The sequence below is a fragment of the Cupriavidus sp. MP-37 genome (assembly GCF_020618415.1).
In the GTDB taxonomy this organism is placed as follows: Bacteria; Pseudomonadota; Gammaproteobacteria; order Burkholderiales; family Burkholderiaceae; genus Cupriavidus.
Window position 1 is genome coordinate 1,887,512 of the sequence record NZ_CP085344.1, and the last position, 21,389, is coordinate 1,908,900.

The 21,389-nt window shown below is 67.0% G+C and carries 19 protein-coding genes; 16 read left to right on the plus strand and 3 right to left on the minus strand.

The features are described from left to right. Positions 1 to 21: 21 nt before the first annotated feature. Together LIN44_RS08855 and map are read right to left on the minus strand one after the other, a co-directional pair. Positions 22 to 2,604 (minus strand): [protein-PII] uridylyltransferase, encoded by a 2,583-nt coding sequence (locus LIN44_RS08855; RefSeq protein ID WP_227311847.1) that lies wholly within the window; start codon positions 2,602 to 2,604, stop codon positions 22 to 24. 77 nt (positions 2,605 to 2,681) lie between these two features. Beyond that, positions 2,682 to 3,500, minus strand: a complete 819-nt coding sequence (gene map / locus LIN44_RS08860; RefSeq protein WP_111517873.1) for a type I methionyl aminopeptidase — start codon at positions 3,498 to 3,500, stop codon at positions 2,682 to 2,684. 343 nt (positions 3,501 to 3,843) lie between these two features. On the opposite strand from map, the gene rpsB reads away from it, so the two are divergent. The 16 genes from rpsB to LIN44_RS08940 all read left to right on the plus strand — a co-directional run bounded on the left by rpsB (position 3,844) and on the right by LIN44_RS08940 (position 20,178). Then, positions 3,844 to 4,587, plus strand: a complete 744-nt coding sequence (rpsB, locus tag LIN44_RS08865) for a 30S ribosomal protein S2 (protein ID WP_012352954.1) — start codon at positions 3,844 to 3,846, stop codon at positions 4,585 to 4,587. A gap of 283 nt (positions 4,588 to 4,870) precedes the next feature. Continuing rightward, complete coding sequence (gene tsf / locus LIN44_RS08870) at positions 4,871 to 5,749, plus strand: translation elongation factor Ts (protein ID WP_227311848.1); 879 nt, start codon at positions 4,871 to 4,873, stop codon at positions 5,747 to 5,749. A 297-nt stretch (positions 5,750 to 6,046) separates the two neighbouring features. Next, positions 6,047 to 6,757, plus strand: coding sequence for a UMP kinase (gene pyrH, locus LIN44_RS08875; RefSeq protein ID WP_012352952.1), 711 nt, complete (start codon positions 6,047 to 6,049; stop codon positions 6,755 to 6,757). 141 nt (positions 6,758 to 6,898) lie between these two features. Next, positions 6,899 to 7,459, plus strand: a complete 561-nt coding sequence (gene frr, locus LIN44_RS08880) for a ribosome recycling factor (protein WP_227311849.1) — start codon at positions 6,899 to 6,901, stop codon at positions 7,457 to 7,459. A gap of 46 nt (positions 7,460 to 7,505) precedes the next feature. Further along, positions 7,506 to 8,276, plus strand: a complete 771-nt coding sequence (locus LIN44_RS08885; RefSeq protein ID WP_227311850.1) for an isoprenyl transferase — start codon at positions 7,506 to 7,508, stop codon at positions 8,274 to 8,276. Between the two features lie 36 nt (positions 8,277 to 8,312). Continuing rightward, a complete protein-coding gene (locus LIN44_RS08890) occupies positions 8,313 to 9,134 on the plus strand; it encodes a phosphatidate cytidylyltransferase (RefSeq protein WP_227311851.1) in 822 nt (273 codons plus the stop codon). 11 nt (positions 9,135 to 9,145) lie between these two features. Then, complete coding sequence (gene ispC, locus LIN44_RS08895; RefSeq protein WP_227311852.1) at positions 9,146 to 10,327, plus strand: 1-deoxy-D-xylulose-5-phosphate reductoisomerase; 1,182 nt, start codon at positions 9,146 to 9,148, stop codon at positions 10,325 to 10,327. 104 nt (positions 10,328 to 10,431) lie between these two features. Then, positions 10,432 to 11,835, plus strand: a complete 1,404-nt coding sequence (gene rseP / locus LIN44_RS08900) for an RIP metalloprotease RseP (protein WP_227311853.1) — start codon at positions 10,432 to 10,434, stop codon at positions 11,833 to 11,835. 99 nt (positions 11,836 to 11,934) lie between these two features. Further along, a complete protein-coding gene (bamA, locus tag LIN44_RS08905) occupies positions 11,935 to 14,268 on the plus strand; it encodes an outer membrane protein assembly factor BamA (protein WP_227311854.1) in 2,334 nt (777 codons plus the stop codon). 22 nt (positions 14,269 to 14,290) lie between these two features. Beyond that, complete coding sequence (locus LIN44_RS08910; RefSeq protein ID WP_227311855.1) at positions 14,291 to 14,818, plus strand: OmpH family outer membrane protein; 528 nt, start codon at positions 14,291 to 14,293, stop codon at positions 14,816 to 14,818. Between the two features lie 53 nt (positions 14,819 to 14,871). Next, positions 14,872 to 15,963 (plus strand): UDP-3-O-(3-hydroxymyristoyl)glucosamine N-acyltransferase, encoded by a 1,092-nt coding sequence (gene lpxD / locus LIN44_RS08915; RefSeq protein WP_227311856.1) that lies wholly within the window; start codon positions 14,872 to 14,874, stop codon positions 15,961 to 15,963. 12 nt (positions 15,964 to 15,975) lie between these two features. After that, positions 15,976 to 16,425, plus strand: a complete 450-nt coding sequence (gene fabZ / locus LIN44_RS08920; RefSeq protein ID WP_010809590.1) for a 3-hydroxyacyl-ACP dehydratase FabZ — start codon at positions 15,976 to 15,978, stop codon at positions 16,423 to 16,425. A 134-nt stretch (positions 16,426 to 16,559) separates the two neighbouring features. Beyond that, positions 16,560 to 17,363: an acyl-ACP--UDP-N-acetylglucosamine O-acyltransferase gene (lpxA, locus tag LIN44_RS08925; RefSeq protein WP_062800116.1), complete on the plus strand. Its 804-nt coding sequence runs from the start codon at positions 16,560 to 16,562 to the stop codon at positions 17,361 to 17,363. Positions 17,364 to 17,450: 87 nt separating this feature from the next. Beyond that, positions 17,451 to 18,593, plus strand: coding sequence for a lipid-A-disaccharide synthase (lpxB, locus tag LIN44_RS08930; protein WP_370641643.1), 1,143 nt, complete (start codon positions 17,451 to 17,453; stop codon positions 18,591 to 18,593). Then, positions 18,593 to 19,399: a ribonuclease HII gene (gene rnhB, locus LIN44_RS08935; RefSeq protein ID WP_227311858.1), complete on the plus strand. Its 807-nt coding sequence runs from the start codon at positions 18,593 to 18,595 to the stop codon at positions 19,397 to 19,399. Before lpxB ends, rnhB begins: the two co-directional genes overlap by 1 nt. Beyond that, complete coding sequence (locus tag LIN44_RS08940) at positions 19,396 to 20,178, plus strand: RNA methyltransferase (RefSeq protein WP_227311859.1); 783 nt, start codon at positions 19,396 to 19,398, stop codon at positions 20,176 to 20,178. Before rnhB ends, LIN44_RS08940 begins: the two co-directional genes overlap by 4 nt. Positions 20,179 to 20,236: 58 nt before the next feature. Here the strand turns inward: LIN44_RS08940 and LIN44_RS08945 are convergent, their stop codons facing one another. Then, positions 20,237 to 21,040: a pyruvate, water dikinase regulatory protein gene (locus LIN44_RS08945; RefSeq protein ID WP_172583147.1), complete on the minus strand. Its 804-nt coding sequence runs from the start codon at positions 21,038 to 21,040 to the stop codon at positions 20,237 to 20,239. Positions 21,041 to 21,389: the final 349 nt, after the last annotated feature.

The following is a 21,389-nucleotide window of genomic DNA, read 5'->3' on the forward strand; positions in this document are numbered from 1 at the left end:
TATCGATGCTGCCCGCCCGCCTCAGATGGCGAGGGCGGCGAGCAAGTCCTGTTCAAGCTGAATCTGCAATCGGTTGTCGGCGGCCAGGCGGCTGCCGTCTACCAGGAACACGTCTTCGACGCGTTCGCCCAGGGTGTTGATGCGTGCCGTATGCACGGACACGCGATGCCGTGCCAGTACGCGGGCGATGGCGTACAGCAGGCCGGTGCGGTCGTTGGCGGACAGCGACAGCAGGTAGTACTGGCCGCGCTCGTCCGGGCGCAGGTCGACGCGCGGCTTGATCGGGAAGCTGCGCGACTGGCGCGACAGCCGTCCCTGCGTGGGCTCGGGCAGCGCGCCCTGCAGGCGCAGCCGCTCGCACAGCTCGTGCTCGACCAGCGCGATGATGTCGCGGTAATTGCCGCCATCGCCGGCCATGCCGGGGTCGGTGACCTGGAACGTGTCGAGCGCGTAGCCGTGGCGCGTGGTGTGGATCTTGGCGTCCTGGATCGAGAACGCCTTGCGCTCGAAATAGCCGCAGATGCGCGCGAACAGGTCGGGCTGGTCCTTGATGTAGACCGCCACCTGCAGGCCCTCGCCGGCCGGCGACACGCGCGCCTTGACCACCGGCACCGGGCTGTCGACCTTGTTGTAGAGATGGCGCGTCAGCCAGGCGATATCGTGCGAATCGTGGCGCAGGAAGAAGGCCACGTCCAGCTGCGCCCACAGCGACTTGCCCAGCGCCGGGTCGAAGGCCTTCAGGCGCAGTTCCGAGATGGTGTCTTCCTTGCGCTGCGACCACAGCGAATGCGAGTCGACCCGCGCCCCGCCCAGCACGCGCAGCGTGATGTGGTACAGGTCTTCCAGCAGCTTGCCCTTCCAGGCATTCCACACCTTGGGGCTGGTGCCGCGGATATCGGCCACGGTCAGCAGGTAGAGCGCGGTCAGGTAGCGTTCGTTGCCCACGACTTTGGCGAAGGCATGGACCACGTCCGGATCGGTCAGGTCCTGCTTCTGCGCCACGTGGCTCATGGTGAGGTGGTGCTCGACCAGCCAGCAGATCAGGTCCGCATCTTCGCGCGCAATGCCGTGCTGCCTGCAGAAGCGGCGCGCATCGACGGTGCCGAGCCGCGAATGGTCGCCGCCGCGGCCCTTGGCGATGTCGTGGAACAGCGCCGCTACCCACAGCACCCAGGGCTTGTCGAAGCTGGCCATCAGCTGGCTGCAGAACGGGAACTCGTGGGTGTGCTCGACGATGGCGAAGCGGCGCATGTTGCGCACCACCATCAGGATGTGCTGGTCGACGGTGTAGACGTGGAACAGGTCGTGCTGCATCTGTCCGACGATGCGCCGGAAGTTGATCAGGTAGCGGCCCAGCACGCTGGTCTGGTTCATCAGCCGCAATGCATGGGTGATGCCCTGCGGCTCCTGCACGATCGCCAGGAACAGGCGGCGGTTCTCGGGATCGTTGCGCCAGCGCGCGTCCATCACCGTGCGCGCGTTGTACAGCCCGCGCAGCGTGCGCGGGGCCAGCCCCTTCACGCCGGGCGTGCGCTCGTACAGCAGGAAGGTTTCGAGGATGGCGTGCGGGTCGCGCTCGTAGACGTCGTCGCTGGTGATCTCCAGCATGCCCTGGCGCTCGACGAAGCGTTCGTTGAGCACGCGCGTCACCTGCGATTCGCTCGGGAACAGCATCGCCTCGATATTGAGCAGCAGCACGCTGTTGAGCTGGGTCACCGCCTTGGCGGCCCAGTAGTAGCGGCGCATCAGCTGCTCGCTGGCGCGCTTGTGGGCGTTCTGGCGGTAGCCGAAGGCTTCGGCCAGCGCGGTCTGCAGGTCGAACACCAGCACGTCCTGGCGGCGCCCGGCGACCAGGTGCAGGCGCGCGCGGATGGTCTTCAGCAGGCGCTCGTTGCGGGCCAGCTCCTGCGCTTCGCGCTGGGTCAGCAGGCCCTTCTCGAACAGCTCCTTCCAGCTGTCGCCCAGGCCCGCGGCCTTGGTCATCCACAGGATCACCTGCAGGTCGCGCAGCCCGCCGGGGCTCTCCTTGCAGTTGGGCTCGAGCGCGTAGGGCGTGTCCTGGTACTTGGCGTGGCGCTGGCGCATTTCCAGCAGCTTGGCCTGGAAGAACGCCGCCGGATCCAGGTCGGCCTGGTAGCGGCTGCGCAGCGCCTCGAACAGCTTGCGGTTGCCGGTCAGCAGGCGCGCCTCGAGCAGCGAGGTCTGGATGGTGACGTCCTGGCGCGATTCGCGGATGCAGTCATCGACGGTGCGCACCGCCGAGCCGATCTCGAGCCCCAAGTCCCAGCACAGGCCGATAAAACGTTCCAGCTTGCCGGCGGTATCCCGGTCGGGCTCGGCCGGCAGCAACAGCAGCACGTCGACGTCCGAGTACGGGAACAGTTCGCCGCGGCCGTAGCCGCCCACCGCCACCAGCGCCGCGTCGGCGGGCATTGCCAGCCCGCGCCAGGCTTCGCCCAGCGCGGCATCGACGGCGCGGCGCAGGCCCGTGGTCAGCGTGGCGGCGTTGGCGCTGGCGTTGAAGTCCGCAAACAGCGCCTGCTTGTCGGCTTTGAGCTGGTCGCGCACGCGCGCCGCCAGCAGCAGTTCCGGCGTGGTGTCCATGGAGAGGGCGGAAGGGTTGGTCGGCACGGCTGGAAAAAGAAGGGCGCCCGGTCAGGCGCCCTGGCTGCTGCGCGGCGTCAGGCCGCCACGGAATCGGTAATGAAGGCCGGCGGCGCCGGGGTGCCGGCGGACACCGTCAGCACCTCGTAGCCGGTCTCGGTGACCAGCACCGTATGCTCCCACTGCGCCGACAGGCTGCGGTCGCGGGTCTTCACGGTCCACTGGTCGGGCATGGTGCGGATATCGCGCTTGCCGGCGTTGATCATCGGCTCCACGGTGAAGATCATGCCGGCCTTGATCTCGGCGCCGGTGCCGGGACGGCCGTAGTGCAGGATCTGCGGGTCTTCGTGGAAGTTCTTGCCGATGCCGTGGCCGCAGTACTCGCGCACCACGCTGTAGCCGGCGGCTTCGGCGTGCACCTGGATGGCGTGGCCGATATCGCCCAGGCGCGCGCCATGGCGCACCTGCGCGATGCCCTTCCACATGCACTCGTAGGTCACCTGCGCCAGGCGCTTGGCCAGGATCGAGCCCTCGCCGACGATGAACATGCGGCTGGTGTCGCCGTAGTACCCGTCCTTGGTGATCACGGTGATGTCGAGATTGACGGCGTCGCCGCTCTTGAGCACGCGCTCGCCCGGAATGCCGTGGCAGATCACGTCGTTGACCGAGGTGCAGATCGCGCCGGGGAAGGGCGGGTAGCCCGGCGGGGCATAATTCAGCGGCGCCGGCACCGTGCCCTGCACGTCGCGCATATAGGCGTGGCACAGGCGGTCCAGTTCGCCGGTGGTCACGCCGGGCTGCACGAAGGGCGTGATGTAGTCGAGGACTTCGGAGGCAAGGCGGCAAGCCACGCGCATGTGGGCGATGTCTTCGGCGGTGTTCAGGTAAATGCTCATGCTGCGTCGCCAGAAAAAAGTGATGGCGCGGCCACTGGCCACGCCGGAATCAGAGGATCAAAGTGGGATTATCGCACCATCGGGGCCGGATCGCAGCCTGTTCCGGGCCGCCCGGACCGGGGCGCCGCAGGCGGAACAGCGCAGGGCAGCTTGAGCGGGCGGCACTTTTGTTGCTAGAATAGCGGGCTGATCTGGTTGCGCCGCAGCAATTGCGCCGGCCAGGTCGGTTATTTGGGCAGGGACCTTCCCTGCTGCTTGAAAGAAATCGCTGGCCCGCCTATCCGGGGTGTTCCTTTTCAGGAATGTCGGGGCGGGCTTCAGACCTAACCCTTTGGAGATTTACATGTCCGTGACCATGCGCGAAATGCTGGAAGCCGGTTGCCACTTCGGCCACCAGACCCGCTTCTGGAACCCGAAGATGGCCCCCTTCATCTTCGGCCATCGCAACAAGATCCACATCATCAACCTCGAAAAGACGCTGCCGATGTTCCAGGACGCCATGAAGTACGTGCGTCAGCTGGCGGCCAATCGCGGCACCATCCTTTTCGTGGGCACCAAGCGCCAGTCGCGCGAAATCCTGGCCGAAGAAGCCGGCCGTGCCGGCATGCCCTACGTCGATGCCCGCTGGCTCGGCGGCATGCTGACCAACTTCAAGACGGTCAAGACCTCGATCAAGCGCCTGAAGGACATGGAAGCCGCCAAGGAAGCCGGCGCGCTGGAAACCATGAGCAAGAAGGAAGCGCTGATGTTCGAGCGCGAGATGATCAAGCTGGAAAAGTCGATCGGCGGCATCAAGGAAATGGGCGGCGTGCCTGACGCGATCTTCGTGGTCGACGTCGGCTACCACAAGATCGCCGTGACCGAAGCCAACAAGCTGGGCATCCCCGTGATCGGCGTGGTCGATACCAACCACTCGCCGGAAGGCATCGATTACGTGATCCCGGGCAACGACGACTCGAGCAAGGCCGTGGCCCTGTACGTGCGCGGCGTGGCCGACGCCATCCTGGAAGGCCGTGCCAACGCCGTGCAGGAAGTCGTTGAAGCCGCCCGCGGCGACGACGAATTCGTCGAAGTGCAGGAAGGCTGACAGCCTCCCGGCCCGCTGCTGAAAGGAACCCGATAGCGCGCACGTCAACACACGACAGGCAGGCATCGCTTGCCGCCCGGCACGCCGGGCAGCGCGCAGGGCGCAAGCCGGGGTACTTCGGCAGCAGGGCAAAAAAGGGGGCACATCTGGCGCCCCCTTTTTTCGAATTTGAATTGTTGTCATCCGCCGCAGGCAAGATCTGCCGCGGGTGCGCTGAAGACCCACCGACCGGGTGCCGCGGGCGACTGCCGGCAGCCGGCGCGAACCATTCAAGGAGTGACAAATGGCGGCAATTACCGCAAGCATGGTTGCAGAACTGCGCGCGAAGACCGACGCGCCGATGATGGAATGCAAGAAGGCCCTGACCGAGGCCGACGGCGACCTGAACAAGGCTGAAGAGCTGCTGCGCGTCAAGCTGGGCAACAAGGCCAGCAAGGCCGCCTCGCGCGTGACCGCCGAAGGCGTGGTCGCTGCGTTCATCGACGGCACCACCGGCGCGCTGGTCGAACTGAACTGCGAAACCGATTTCGTCTCCAAGAACGACGACTTCCTGGCCTTCTCGGCCAAGGTGGCCGAGCTGGTGGCCAAGCAGAACCCGGCCGACGTGGCTGCCCTGTCGGCGCTGGAAATCGACGGCGTGAGCGTGGAAGCCACCCGCACCGCCCTGATCGGCAAGATCGGCGAGAACATGACGATCCGCCGCTTCAGCCGCTACGCCAACGGCGGCAAGCTGGTGTCGTACCTGCACGGCACCCGCATCGGCGTGATGGTCGAGTTCGACGGCGACGAAGGCGCCGCCAAGGACGTCGCCATGCACGTGGCCGCGATGAAGCCGGTGTCGCTGTCGGCCGAGCAGGTCCCCGCCGACCTGATCGCCAAGGAGCGCAGCATCGCCGAGCAGAAGGCTGCCGAGTCGGGCAAGCCGGCCGAGATCGCCGCCAAGATGGTCGAGGGTTCGGTGCAGAAGTACCTGAAGGAAGTCTCGCTGTTCAACCAGCCGTTCGTGAAGAACGACAAGCAGACCGTCGAGCAGATGCTGAAGGCCGCCAACACGACCGTGAAGGGCTTCACCCTGTACGTCGTGGGCGAAGGCATCGAGAAGAAGCAGGACGACTTCGCCGCCGAAGTGGCCGCCCAGGTGGCCGCTGCCCAGAAGGGCTGATGTCCGGGGCGCCGGGCTGGCCGTCAGGGCCGGTCCGGGCGCCTATAATGCCGCAGGGGCGCCGCAAGGTGCCCCTCTGCATAAGTAGCGCAGCACGGCGCGGCCGGCGTTGCGCTGCAGCAGTCTGTTTCCGCGGTGGTCCGGTCCCGGCCGGGGCACCCCGAAAACCGGCTTTCTCCTGCCGGCGGCGCGATGACCCGCGCCGCCGGTGCCAAAACATACGTCCCAGTGTGTCTCAACCGAGTCGTCTCGACCGAGCCGGCTCAACCGAGCGAACTGCTCCTTCCGAGGGTGAACATGCCAGCCTACAAGCGCGTCCTTCTGAAACTGTCCGGTGAAGCCCTGATGGGCGACGATGCCTTCGGCATCAACCGCTCCACCATCGAGGCGATGGTGAACGACATTGCCGAGATCGTGAAGCTCGGCGTGCAGGTGGCGGTGGTGATCGGCGGCGGCAATATCTTCCGCGGCGTCGCCGGCGGCGCGGCCGGCATGGACCGTGCCACCGCCGACTACATGGGCATGCTGGCCACCATGATGAACGCGCTGGCGCTGCAGGACGCGATGCGCCACGCCAATATCGAAGGCCGCGTGCAGTCGGCGCTGCGCATGGACCAGGTGGTCGAGCCCTATATCCGCCCGCGCGCGATCCGCCAGCTGGAAGAGGGCAAGGTGGTGATCTTCGCCGCCGGCACCGGCAATCCCTTCTTCACCACCGACACCGCGGCCGCGCTGCGCGGCTCCGAGATCGGCGCCGAGATCGTGCTGAAGGCGACCAAGGTCGACGGCGTGTACACCGCCGACCCGAAGAAGGATCCCAGCGCCACGCGCTACACCACCATCAGCTTCGACGAGGCCATCTCGCGCAACCTGCAGGTGATGGACGCCACCGCCTTCGCGCTGTGCCGCGACCAGAAGCTGCCGATCAAGGTGTTCTCGATCGTGAAGCCCGGCGCGCTCAAGCGCGTCATCCTGGGCGAGGATGAGGGTACCCTGGTGCATGTGTGAGTCCCGCCTGTGATTCCCGTCTGTGAGTCCGATAGCGGATGCCGCGCTGCGGCGCTGGTATCCAGCTGGGCAAAGAGTAGAATGGTTCATTTTCGATCCCCACCAGAGGGGATCTTGGTTGGCTGATTTCCGGAGGTAAAAATGAGCGTCGCCGACACAAAGAAGAGCGTCGAGCAGAAAATGCAGAAGTCGATCGAAGCCTTCAAGGCCGATCTGGCCAAGATCCGCACCGGCCGTGCCCATACCGGCCTGCTCGACCACGTTCAGGTGGATTACTACGGCTCGATGGTGCCCATCAGCCAGGTGGCGGCGATCGGCCTCGCCGATGCCCGTACCATCACGGTGCAGCCGTGGGAAAAGAAAATGGTCAGCGCCGTCGAAAAGGCCATCCGCGATTGCGACCTGGGCCTGAACCCGGCCACCATGGGCGAAGTGATCCGTGTGCCGATGCCTGCACTGACCGAAGAGCGCCGCAAGGAGCTGACCAAGGTCGTGAAGGGCGAGGCCGAGGGTGCCAAGGTGGCGGTGCGCAACCTGCGCCGCGATGCCAACGAGCAGTTCAAGAAGCTGGTCAAGGACAAGACCATTTCCGAAGACGAAGAGCGCCGCGGCCAGGACGAGGTGCAGAAGCTGACCGACAAGTACGTGGCCGAGATCGACAAGATGGTCGCGGAAAAAGAGAAGGAGATCATGACGGTCTGACGCCCGTCCCGGCCCTGCCGGGACTGTCAGCGACCGTCTCACGCCCATGCAGCACATCAGCTCGACGCTTGCCGTACCCGATACTTCCTACGTGCCCAGGCACGTTGCCATCATCATGGACGGCAACGGCCGCTGGGCGACCCAGCGGCATCTGCCGCGCGTGGCGGGGCACAGCCGGGGGCTGGACGCTGTGCGCGCGGTGGTGGAGGCCTGCGCCGCGCGGGGCGTGCAGTACCTGACGCTGTTCGCGTTCAGCTCCGAGAACTGGCGCCGCCCGGCCGACGAGGTCTCGTTCCTGATGCGGCTGTTCATGATGTCGCTGCGGCGCGAAGTGGTGAAGATGCACGCCAACAACATCCGGCTGCGGGTGGTGGGCGACCTGAGCCGCTTCAGCCCGCGCATCCAGCGGCTGATCAAGGATGCCGAGGCGCGCACCGCCGGCAATACCGGGCTGACCGTCACCATCGCCGCCAACTACGGCGGGCGCTGGGACCTGCTGCAGGCGATGCGCAAGATGCTGGCGCGCTCGCCCGTGCTCGATCCCGAAACCATCGACGAATCGCTGCTGGCGCCGCACCTGGCCATGGCCTATGCGCCCGAGCCGGACCTGTTCATCCGCACCGGCGGCGAACAACGCATCAGCAATTTCCTGCTGTGGCAGCTCGCCTATTCCGAGCTGTACTTCACCGACGTCTACTGGCCGGATTTCGACGCCGCGGAACTCGACAAGGCCTTTGCCTCGTACCGCCAGCGCGAACGCCGCTTCGGCCGCACCAGCGCGCAGCTGGTCGCGCCGGGACTTTCGGGTACGGCCTGAGCCCGGCCACTCCAACTCTTCACGGGACTGCAGCGCATGCTCCTCACCCGCGTCATCACCGCCCTGTGCCTGTTGCTGCTGATCCTGCCGATCCTGTTCCTGGCGCCGCCGGCGGGCCTGGCGGGACTGCTCGGCGTGATCGTGCTGCTGGCCGGCTGGGAATTCGGCCGCCTGATCGGGCTGCGCGGGCCGTGGCCCTATGTCTATGCGCTGGCCTGCCTGATCGCCACCATCACCTGGCATGACCTGCCGCTGCGCCACGCCACCACCTGGCTGCTCGAGGCCGCGGTGGTGTGCTGGGTCGTGGCCGTGGTGCTGCTGGCGCGCGGCGTGCGCACCGCCACCCCGGCGTTCACGTTGCTGGGCGCGGTGCTGGGGCTGGTGATGCTGCCCGCGTTTGCCCATGCCACCATGCTCCTGCGCGGCGCCGGCATCGGCGTGCTGCTGACCGCCGCGGTGCTGGTATGGGCCGCCGATATCGGCGCGTATTTCACCGGCAAGGCGATCGGCCGGCGCAAGCTGGCGCCCGGCATCAGCCCGGGCAAGTCGTGGGAGGGCGCCATCGGCGGCTGGTTGCTGGCGCTGGCGATCGGCCTCGCGCTGGCCGCCACCCATGCCTTTGCCCCGACCTGGTTTTCCGTGCTGCGCGACCGTGGCGGCCTGGCCCTGGTCGCGGTGCTGACCACGCTGCTGGTTGCGGCGAGCGTGGTCGGCGACCTGTTCGAATCCCTGCTCAAGCGCCAGGTTGGCAAGAAGGACAGCAGCCGGCTGCTGCCCGGCCATGGCGGCGTGCTCGACCGCATCGACGCCTTGCTGCCGGTGTTCCCGCTGGCCGCCCTGATGCTGATTTTTCTCTGAAGCCGTCTGCTATGCATCGCATCACCATCCTGGGCGCCACCGGCTCCATCGGAGAAAGCACGCTCGACGTGATCCGCCGCCATCCCGGCCGTTACGCCGCGCATGCGCTCAGCGCCCACCGGCAGGTGCGCAAGCTGGCCGACCAGTGCATCGAGTTCCGCCCGGCGCGCGCCGTGGTCGGGACCGCCGAGGCTGCGCGTGAACTGGAAACGTTGCTGCGCGCTGCCGGCGTGGCCACCGAGGTCAGCTACGGCGAAGCCGCGCTGGAATCCATCGCGGCGGATGCGCAGGCCGATGCGGTAATGGCCGCGATCGTCGGCGCGGCCGGCCTGCGTCCGACGCTGGCGGCGGCGCGCGCGGGCAAGCGCGTGCTGCTGGCCAACAAGGAAGCCCTGGTGATGTCGGGGCGCATCTTCATGGACGCGGTGCGCGAGCACGGCGCCACGCTGCTGCCGATCGACAGCGAGCACAACGCCATCTTCCAGTGCCTGCCCGCCGACGACCCGCGCTACGGCCGCGGCGTGGCCAAGGTGCTGCTGACCGCTTCGGGCGGGCCGTTCCGCACGCGCGACCCTGCCACGCTGCACGATATCTCGCCCGACCAGGCCTGCGCCCACCCCAACTGGGTCATGGGCCGCAAGATCTCGGTCGATTCGGCCACCATGATGAACAAGGGCCTCGAAGTCATCGAGGCGCACTGGCTGTTCGGCGCCCCGGCCGAACGCATCGAGGTGCTGATCCACCCGCAGAGCATCGTGCATTCGATGGTGGCCTACGCCGATGGCTCGGTGCTGGCGCAACTGGGCAACCCGGACATGCGCACGCCGATCGCCTATGGCCTGGCCTACCCGGAACGGATCGACGCGGGCGTGAGCCCGCTCGACCTGACCCTCGCCGGCGGCCTGCATTTCGAAAAACCGGACCTGGCGCGGTTCCCGTGCCTGGGGCTGGCCTTCGACGCGCTGCGCGCGGCGGGGGTGGCGCCGGCGGTGCTCAACGCCGCCAATGAAGTGGCGGTGGAAGCATTCCTCGCCGGGCAGGTGCGCTTTACCGATATTGCCGGCATCGTGCGCCAGGTGCTGGAAGAAGCGCCGGGCGGACCCGCCGATACGCTCGAGGCCGTGCTCTCGGCCGACGCGCTGGCGCGCGAGGCGGCCCGGGCCGGCGTCACCGCACGGGCCACCGCCCGCTGATCCGGCGGGGCGGTCTGCCGCATCTGCGACAATAGCGGCTGCGCCGGCCAGCCCCCCTGGGGGCCGTGCATGCCGGCCCGCGATCTTACCGACGTCCCAGAACCATGCAAACCGTACTCGCTTTCATCGTTGCCCTGTGCGTGCTGATCTACGTGCACGAAATGGGTCACTACCTGGCCGCGCGCGCCTGCGGCGTGAAGGTGCTGCGTTTCTCCATCGGCTTCGGGCGGCCGCTGCTGCGCTGGATCTCGAAAAGCCGCGACCGCACCGAGTGGACGGTGGCGGCGATCCCGCTGGGCGGCTACGTCAAGATGCTCGACGAGCGCGAGATCGATCCCGCGCGCGACACGCCCATCGATCCGGCCGACCTGCCGCGTGCCTTCAACCGCCAGCCGGTGGGCAAGCGCTTCGCCATCGTCGCGGCCGGCCCGCTGGCCAATTTCGCGCTGGCGATCGTGCTGTATTTCGCGCTGTTCGCCGGCGGCATGCGTGAGCCCGTGCCGGTGGTGGCAGAGCCCGCGGCCGGCACCATGGCGGCGCAGGCCGGCGTGCGCGAGGGCGACCGGGTGCTGTCGCTGACCGCCAACGGCCACACCGAGCCGGTGCGTTCCTGGAACGACCTGCGCATGGCGGTATTCGCCGAAGGCTTCGGCGATGCGCGCGCGGTGCTGCGCGTGCGCGGCGCCGATGGCGCCGAGCGCGACGTCACGCTGCCGCGCCTGCCCAATACCGGCGGCAATCCCGAGCAGGACCCGCTGGCCACGCTCGGCCTGAACCTGAAGGGCGGGCCGGTGACGATCACCGAGGTGCTGCCCGATTCGGCCGCCGAACGCGCCGGGCTGCGCAACGGCGACCGCATCGTGGCCTGGCAGGGCAGCCCGCTGACGCAGGCCAGCGCGCTGATCAAGGCGGTGCGCAGCCAGCCGGGCCAGGCCGTGACGCTGGGCATCGAGCGCGACGGCCAGCGCCTGGACGTGCCGGTCACGCTCGACACCGCCGCGGCGCGCGATGGCGGCGCGGATGCCAGCGGCGCCGCGGCGGCCCCCGCGGGCAAGCTGGGCGCGGCGCTGAGCCAGGCGGTGCAGATGGAGACCGTGCGCTACCGGCCCGACCAGGCGCTGGCGCGCGCTGCAGGGCAGGTCTGGGATACCAGCGCGCTGTCGCTCAAGCTGCTGGGCAAGATGCTGGTGGGGCAGGCTTCGCTGCAGAACCTGAGCGGTCCGCTGACCGTGGCGGACTACGCCGGACGTGCCGCAAACCTCGGTATACAAGCCTTTGTCAGCTTCCTGGCGCTGGTAAGCGTTAGTCTTGGCGTACTCAATTTGTTACCCATTCCGGTTCTGGATGGGGGGCATTTGCTGTATTATTGCGTGGAATTTTTGACTGGCCGGCCCGTCCCAGACCACTGGCAGGCAATGCTGCAGAAGGTTGGCATCGCCTGCATCTTGCTCCTGACTTCGCTCGCTTTGTTCAATGACGTCAGCCGAATGTTTCTGGCGAACGGCTAGAAACGTGTGTCGGCAAGGGGTGGTGGTGTCGTCGGACACCGTCGCCGGGGACGCCATTTGCCAGGCGCAGTCCAATGAGGCATCGGAGCGCAATCCTGGATGGAATCAAAGAGGGGATCAACATTGATCAGACATAAGCGCATTTCGCTGGGTTTGCTGGCGAGTGCCGTTATTGCAGCCTGGAGCCCGGCGGGCTGGGCTGCCGATCCGTTCGTCGTCAGGGACATCCGCGTTGAGGGACTGCAACGCGTCGAACCGGGTACCGTGTTTGGCTACCTGCCGGTTCGCGTCGGGGAAACCTTCACCGATGACAAGGGCGCCGATGCCATCCGTGCCCTCTACAATACCGGCTTCTTCAAGGACGTGCAGATCCGCTCCGAAGACGGCGTGCTGGTGGTGCAGGTCGAAGAGCGCCCGGCGATCTCGCAGCTCGAGTTCGTCGGCATCAAGGAATTCGACAAGGACACGCTGCGCCGCTCGCTGCGCGCGGTCGGCGTGGCCGAGGCCCGTTACTACGACAAGGCGCTGATCGACAAGGCCGAGCAGGAGCTCAAGCGCCAGTACGTCGCGCGCGGCTACTATGCCGCCGACGTGCAGACCACGATCACGCCGGTGGACCGCAACCGCGTCTCGGTGGTGTTCAATGTCGACGAGGGCCCGGTCGCCAAGATCCGCCAGATCAATATCGTCGGCAACAAGGCCTTCAAGGAAAGCACGCTGCGCGACGAGATGCAGCTGTCGACGCCGAACTGGCTGTCGTGGTACACCAAGAACGACCTGTACTCGAAGCAGAAGCTGACCGCCGACCTGGAAGCGCTGCGCTCGTACTACCTGAACCGCGGCTACCTGGAATTCGCCATCGAATCGACCCAGGTCTCGATCACGCCCGACAAGAAAGACATCTTCCTGACGCTGAACATCAAGGAAGGCGAGCAGTACAAGGTGTCCGACGTGCGCCTGGCGGGCGAGCTGCTCGGCAAGCAGGACGAAATGGAAAAGCTGCTGCAGCTGAAGAAGGGCGATATTTTCTCGTCCGAGAAGCTGACGCAGAGCACCAAGGCCATTACCGACCTGCTCGGCACCTATGGCTACGCGTTCACCACCATCAACCCGCAACCGCAGATCGACAAGGAAAAGCGTGAAGTCGCGCTGACCCTGATGGTCGATCCGGGCCGCCGCGTCTACGTGCGCCGCGTCAACGTGGTCGGCAACAGCAAGACCCGCGACGAAGTGGTGCGGCGCGAGATGCGCCAGATGGAAAGCTCGTGGTTCGACAGCGAAAAGCTGCAGCAGTCGCAGGCACGTATCAACCGTACCGGCTACTTCACCGACACCAACATCACCACCGAAGACGTGCCCGGCGCGCCCGACCAGGTCGATGTGAACGTCAACGTGACCGAAAAGCCAACCGGCCAGATCAGCCTGGGCGTGGGCTTCTCGTCGACCGACAAGCTGGTGCTGCAGGCCGGCCTGCGCCAGGACAACGTGTTCGGCTCGGGCACCAGCCTGGGCCTGGACGTGAACACCGCCAAGTCGTTCCGCACCATTGCGCTGACGCAGTACGACCCGTACTTCACGGTGGACGGCATCAGCCGCTCGACCGATATCTACTACCGTACCTCGCGCCCGCTGTACTACACCGGCGACCAGGACTACAAGATCGTCTCGGCCGGCGGCGGCTTCAAGTTCGGCGTGCCGTTCTCGGAAGTCGATACCGTGTTCTTCGGCATCGGCTACGAACGCACCCAGGTGTACACCTCGGTCAACACGCCGACCCAGTACAAGAACTGGCTGAGCCAGATCGGCAAGAATTCCGGCGACGGCATCAACAACTTCCCGTTCACGATCGGCTGGGCGCGCGACCGCCGCGACAGCGCGCTGGTCCCGACCAAGGGCCCGTACACCCAGGCCAACCTGGAAGTCGGTCTGCCGGGCGGCGATACGCAGTACTACCGCGCCAGCGTGCAGCAGCAGTACTTCTACCCGATCTCGAAGGCGTTCACGCTGGCACTGAACGGCGAAGTCGCCTACGGCCACGGCTACGGCAACACGCCGTTCCCGGTGTTCAAGTACTTCTACGCCGGTGGTATCGGCTCAGTGCGCGGCTACCAGACCAGCACGCTGGGCCCGAAGGACCAGAACGGGAACCCGGTGGGCGGCGCCTCCAAGATGATCGGCAACATCGAGTTCATCTTCCCGCTGCCGGGCTCGGGCGTGGACCGCACGCTGCGCCTGTTCACCTTCTTTGACTTCGGTAACGTCTATCAGGAAGGCGAGCCGCTGCGCTTCAGCGAGCTGAAGTACTCGACCGGCTTCGGCATGTCGTGGCTGTCGCCGATCGGGCCGCTCAAGATCAGCATGGGCTTCCCGCTCAAGCGCGATACCAACGACAAGGTCCAGCGCTTCCAGTTCCAGATCGGCACGGCATTCTGATTCTGAAAAAGGATCTGTTTTCATGACTACAACATCCAAACTGGTCAAGTCCCTGGGCGCCGCCGCGCTCGCCACCGCGGCGATCTGTGCCGCGCTGCCGGCCTCGGCCCAGGAAGCGCGCATCGCCGCGGTCAATTCCGAGCGCATCCTGCGCGATTCGCAGCCGGCCAAGGCGGCCCAGGTCAAGCTGGAGCAGGAATTCTCCAAGCGCGACCGCGAGCTGCAGGACATGGCCCAGAAGATCAAGGGCATGGCCGACAAGCTGGACAAGGACACGGCCGTGCTGGCCGATTCCGACCGCCAGCGCCGCCAGCGCGAAGTGGCTGACCTCGACCGCGAGTTCCAGCGCAAGCAGCGCGAATTCCGCGAGGACCTGAACCAGCGCCGCAACGAAGAACTGGCCCAGGTGCTGGAGCGCGCCAACCGCGTGATCCGCCAGCTCGCCGAACAGCGCAAGTACGACCTGATCGTGCAGGAAGCGGTGTACGTCAATCCGCGCATCGATATCACCGACGATGTGATGAAGGTGCTGAACGCCGGCGGCAGGTAAGCCGCTGCCGCTGCTTCGTTCCTTCGTTCGTTTTTTCATCAGGAAGTACCGCCATGCAGACACCCACACTGGGTCAGCTCGCCACCGAGAACGGCGCGCAGGTTGTGGGTGACCCCGACCTGGCGATCACCGGCCTGGCCCCCCTGGACCAGGCCGGACCGGGCGAACTCTCGTTCCTGTCCAATCCGCTCTACCTGCAGCAGGCGCTGGATTCCAAAGCCGGCGCCGTGATCGTCTCGGCCGCCGACCTCGAGCGCGTGCGCGCCGAAGGCAAGGCCGACGGCCGCAACTGGCTGGTGGCGCGCAATCCCTACGTATGCTTTGCCCGCGTGGCGCAGCGTTTCGACCGCGCCGCCAATACCGATGCGCGCACCGGCATCGACGCGCGCGCCACCGTGGCGCCCGACGCGGTGGTGCCGGCCTCGTGCTACATTGGCCCCAATGTGGTCATCGAAGCCGGCGCGCGCCTGGGCGAGCGCGTGCGCATCCTGGCCAACGGCTATGTCGGCGCGCACGCGCAGATCGGTGACGATGCGCTGCTCTACGCCAACGTCTCGGTCTACCACCACTGCGTGGTCGGCGCCCGCGCCATCCTGCACAGCGGCGTGGTGATCGGTGCCGACGGCTTCGGCTTCGCGCCGGACATCAGCGCCACCGGCGTCGAATACGTGAAGATCCCGCAAACCGGACGCGCGGTGCTGGGCCAGGACGTCGAGGTCGGCGCCAATACCGCGATCGACCGCGGCGCCATGGCCGACACCGTGATCGAGGACGGCTGCAAGATCGACAACCAGGTCCAGATCGCGCACAACGTGCGGGTCGGCGCGCACACGGTCATCGCCGGCTGCGCCGCGGTGTCGGGCAGCACCCGCATCGGCCGCTTCTGCGTGATCGGCGGCGCGGCCAACTTTGCCGGCCACCTGACCATCGCCGACCGCACCACGGTGTCGGGCGGCACCTCGATCACCAAATCCATTACCAAGCCCGGCGGCCATTTCACCAGCGTCTTCCCGTTCCTGCCGCACGGCGAGTGGGAACGCAACGCAGCCATCGTGCGCGGCCTGAGCAAGCTGCGCGAACGGGTGGTGGCGCTGGAACGCCGCCTGCGCGGCCAGGCCGCCGGGTCCCAACCCTCACAAGACTAAAGAGAAATCATCATGAGCGCGGCCGAAATCGATATCCGCAAGATCCTCAAGCTGCTGCCGCACCGGTACCCGTTCCTGCTGGTCGACCGCGTGCTGGAGTTCGAGGCGCAGAAGCGGATCAAGACCCTGAAGAACGTCACCATCAACGAACCGTACTTCCAGGGCCATTTCCCCGAGCAGCCGGTAATGCCGGGCGTGATGATCCTGGAAGCGCTGGCGCAGTCGGCCGGCCTGCTGACCTTCGGCGCCGACATGGAGCGCAAGGAAGGCGCGCTGTACTACTTCGTCGGCATCGACGGCGCCCGCTTCAAGCAGGTGGTTTACCCCGGCGACCAGCTGCACATGAACGTGACGGTCGAGCGCTATATCCGCGGCATCTGGAAGTTCAAGGCGTTCGCCACGGTCGACGACAAGGTGGCTTGCGAGGCGGAGCTGATGTGCACCGTGAAGCAGGCCGAGTGAGGCCGCCCGCGGCCCGCGGCACTGCCGCGGGCTGACTGCCGCGCTCCCGCTTCGCGGGGGCGGACGGCCCGGACGGGAACCTTTGCCAGGCGCATCGGCCCATCCTTCACCAGACCCATCACAGGACAGTACGCATGACGCAAATCCACCCCACCGCACTGGTCGACCCGAAGGCGGAACTGGCCGCCGACGTGAGCGTCGGCCCGTTCTCCATCGTCGGCCCCAACGTGCGGATCGGCAGCGGCACCCGGATCGGCTCGCATACGACGGTCGAGGGCCATACCACCATCGGCGCGGGCAACAACATCGGCCCCTATGCGTCGGTCGGCGGCGTGCCGCAGGACATGAAATACCGCAACGAGCCGACCCGGCTCGAGATCGGCGACCGCAACACCATCCGCGAATTCACCACGATCCACACCGGCACGGTGCAGGACCGCGGCCTGACCAGCATCGGCAACGACAACTGGATCATGGCCTACGTCCATATCGCCCATGACTGCATGGTCGGCAACCACACCGTGTTCTCCAGCAATGCGCAGATCGCCGGCCACGTCGAGGTGGGCGACTGGGCCATCCTGGGCGGCATGAGCGGCGTGCACCAGTTCGTGCGCATCGGCGCCCATGCGATGCTGGGCGGCGCCTCGGCGCTGGTGCAGGACGTGCCCCCGTTCGTGATCGCGGCCAGCGACAAGAGCGGCAACAAGGCCACGCCGCACGGCATCAATGTCGAAGGGCTGCGCCGCCGCGGCTTCGACGCCGGCCAGATCGCCGCGCTGCGCCAGGCCTACAAGCTGCTGTACAAATCCGACCTCAGCTTCGACGAGGCGCGCAACGAGATTTCCGCATTGCTGGCCCAGGTGGACGCCGGCACCGCGGCGCCGCTGCAGGCCTTTGTCGACTTCCTTGCCGCCACCCAGCGCGGCATCGTGCGCTGAGACCGGACCCACATGGCAGACGCCGCGATTCGGAAGGACCTGCCCGCGGGCAACGTTAGCGCCGCGGGCAAGCGCGGCACCATCGCCATGGTGGCCGGCGAGGCCTCGGGCGACCTGCTGGCTTCGCTGATGATGGGCGGGCTCCAGGCCCGCCTGGCCGAGACCGGCGAGGCGGTCGACTACGCCGGCATCGGCGGCAAGCGCATGATGGCGCAGGGCTTCACCTCGCGCTGGCCGATGGAAACGCTGTCGGTCAACGGCTATGTCGAGGTGCTGGGCTCGCTGCGCGAGATCCTCGCCACGCGTCGCGCGGTGCGCGACTGGCTGCTGGCGGAGCCGCCGCTGTGCTTTATCGGCGTCGATGCCCCGGACTTCAATTTCGGCCTGGAAGTGCCGCTGCGCCGTGCCGGCATTCCGGTGGTGCATTTCGTCAGCCCGTCGATCTGGGCCTGGCGCGGCGGGCGCATCCGCACCATCGCGCGCGCGGTCGACCACATCCTGTGCCTGTTTCCGTTCGAGCCCGAGATCTACGCCAGGGCCGGCATTCCGGCCACCTACGTCGGCCATCCGCTGGCCGACGTGATCCCGATGGTGCCCGACGTGGCCGGCGCGCGCGCCGCGCTGGGGCTGCCGGCCGGGCACCGCGTGGTGGCGGTGCTGCCGGGCAGCCGCCAGTCCGAGGTGCGCAACCTCGGCGCCACCTTTTTCGCGGCGATGGCTCGCATGCAGCGCATGGACCCGAAGCTGGCGTTCGTGTTGCCGGCGGCCAGCGCGCCGCTGCGCGCCATCGTCGAAGACCTGCACCACCAGCATCCGGAACTGTGCCTCACCATTGTCGACGGCAAGTCGCACCAGGCCATGGAAGCCGCCGACGTGGTGCTGCTGGCAAGCGGCACCGCCACGCTCGAGGCGGCGCTGTACAAGAAGCCGATGGTGATCTCGTACAAGGTGCCCTGGCTGACCGCGCAGATCATGAAACGCCAGGGTTATCTGCCCTACGTGGGATTGCCTAATATCCTTTCAGGGCGCTTTGTCGTGCCCGAGCTGCTGCAGGACGACGCCACGCCCGAGGCGCTGGCGCGCGAGACCCTGCTGCAGCTCAACGACGAGGGCAATACCGCCTTCCTGTACGAGCATTTCACCCGCATGCACGAGACGCTCAAGTGCAACACCGCGCAACTGGCGGCCGATGTCGTGGTCGACCTGATGCGCAGCCGGGGGACCGTCTGATGGCACGCCGCAATGCTGCCCGCAGTGCAACCTCTGCGCAGCTGGGACTGGACCTGGCGCCGGCCGCCGGCGCCATCCAGCGCCTGTGCGGCGTCGACGAAGCGGGCCGCGGCCCGCTGGCGGGGCCGGTCTATGCCGCCGCGGTGGTGCTCGACCCGAAACGCCCGATCCGCGGCCTGGCCGATTCCAAGATCCTGACCGCCGCCAGGCGCGAGGCGCTGTACGAGAAGATCTGCGAACGCGCGCTGGGCTGGCATATCGCCTTCGCCACGGTCGAGGAGATCGATACCATCAACATCCTGCACGCCAGCATGCTGGCGATGCAGCGCGCGGTGCAGGGACTGGCCGCCAGCGGCGTGGTGCCGGACCTGGTGCAGGTCGACGGCAACCGCTGCCCGCAGGTGGCGTACCCGGTCGAAGCCATCGTCAAGGGCGATGCGCTGGTCAAGGCGATCTCGGCGGCGTCGATCCTGGCCAAGGTGGCGCGCGACCGCGCCCTGATGGAACTGCACGCGGCCTACCCGCAGTACGGCTTCGATTCGCACGTGGGCTACGGCACGCCGCAGCACATGGCCGCGCTGGCCGAATTCGGCGCGACCCCGCACCATCGCCGCTCGTTCGCGCCGGTGCGAGAGGCACTGGCGCAGCGGCCGCTGTTCACCGCCATGGGTGCCGTCCCGGCCATCCAAGCCATTGCCGAAGCCGACGCCGACGCCGACGCCGACGCCGACGCCGACGCCTTTGCCGGTGTCGCGACCGGGGCCGCCGTCCAGCGCGAAACCTTCCTGCCACCCGAAGCATCGTGAAGCACGTCACCTCGCGCGACAACGCGCTGTTCAAGCACCTGAAGGCGCTTGCCGGTTCCACGCACCAGCGCCGCAAGGCCGGCCAGTCGCTGCTCGACGGCGTGCACCTGGCGCAGGCCTACGTCGCCGCGCGCGGCCAGCCAATGACCTGCCTGGTGTCGGAGCGCCATTACGACCACGCCGAAGTGGCGCCGCTGCTGGCCCAGGTGGACAGCGAGCGCGTGGTGGTGCTGGCCGACGCGCTGTTCACGCAGATCAGCGGCGTGGTCAACGGCATCGACCTGATGCTGGTGATCGAGACGCCGGCGGGCCACCTGCCGGCGCGCATCGAGCAGGACTGCATCATCCTGGACGGGGTGCAGGACGCCGGCAATGTCGGCTCGATCCTGCGCAGCGCGGCCGCGGCGGGCATCCGCGACGCCTTCCTGGCCACCGGCTGCGCCTTCGCGTGGTCGGTCAAGACCCTGCGCGCCGGCATGGGCGCGAACTTCCACCTGAATATCGTGGAGCATTGCACGCTCGAGGCGCTGGCGCCGCGGCTGGCGATACCGCTGCTGGCAACGTCATCGCACGCCGACGCCGCGGTGTTCGATACCGACCTGCGCGGGCCGGTGGCATGGGTGGTGGGCAACGAGGGGGCAGGGGTCAGCGAGGGCTGGATGGCGCATGTCACGCGCCAGGTCGGCATTCCGCAACCGGGCGGCATGGAGTCGCTGAACGTGGCCGCGGCAACGGCGATCTGCCTGTTCGAGGCGGTGCGCCAGCGGCGCGCCGGCTGACCGCGGCGGCGCGGCCAATAAAAAAGCGGCGCGGACGGCCGCTTTCTTTTTTCTTGCTTCAGTAGTTGTCGCGGTCGACCTTGATCTCCTGCAGGATCGTGGTCGCGATCTCTTCGATCGACTTGTGCGTCGAAGACAGCCACTTGATGCCTTCGCGGCGCATCATCGCCTCGGCCTCGTTGACCTCGTAGCGGCAGTTTTCCAGCGCGGCGTACTTGCTGCCGGGGCGGCGCTCGTTGCGGATCTCGGTCAGGCGCTGCGGATCGATCGACAGGCCGAAGATCTTCGGCTTGAACGCATACAGTGCCGACGGCAGCTTGCCGCGCTCGAAGTCGTCGGGAATCAGCGGATAGTTGGCCGCTTTCAGCCCGTATTGCATCGCCAGGTAGAGGCTGGTCGGGGTCTTGCCGCTGCGCGACACGCCCACCAGGATCACATCGGCTTCTTCCAGGTTCTTGTGTGACTGGCCGTCATCATGCGCCAGCGAGAAGTTGATCGCCTCGATCCGGTTCTTGTACGCCTCGGTGTCCGCGTTCTGGTGGAAGCGGCCGATGGCGTGGGTGGACTTCAGGCCCAGTTCCTTCTCGAGCGGCTCGATGAAGGTCTGGAACATGTCCAGGATCATCGCCTTGGCGCGGCGCAGTGCCTTGTTCGCTTCCTGGTTGACCAGCGTGGTGAAGACGATCGGGGGCACGCCTTCGTTGTGGAACGCCTCGTTGATCTTGCCGACGGCGATATGTGCCTTTTCCGGGGTATCGACGAAGGGCATGCGCACCTTGCGGAAGCGCATCTCGAACTGGGCCAGGATGGAATGGCTGAAGGTCTCGGCGGTGATGCCGGTGCCGTCCGAGACGATGAACACGGTGCGCACCGCAGGGCGCTCGGCCGCCTGGGGTGCGGGCGCGGCAGCGGTTGCAGGCTGCGTTCCAGGCTGGGACCCGGGTGTCGCCGTTCCGGGCGCTTCTGGCTGGGACATGAGGATGGCGCAATCGATCGCGCAATAAATAGATTGAATCTTCCGCAGAAAAGTGCGGCGCAGCACGGTAGAATAGCGGCGATCTTTTCGCTAAGCAATTCCATAGGGTGGCCGGCTTCGCCACATGCCCGCGCCACAAACCGCGCCGGAATTGTCGACAATGCGCGCTACGCGATGAGAGCCGTAGCGCCAGGTCCGCAGCGCCAGTTCGGGGTTGCTTAGCCAAGCGATCCGC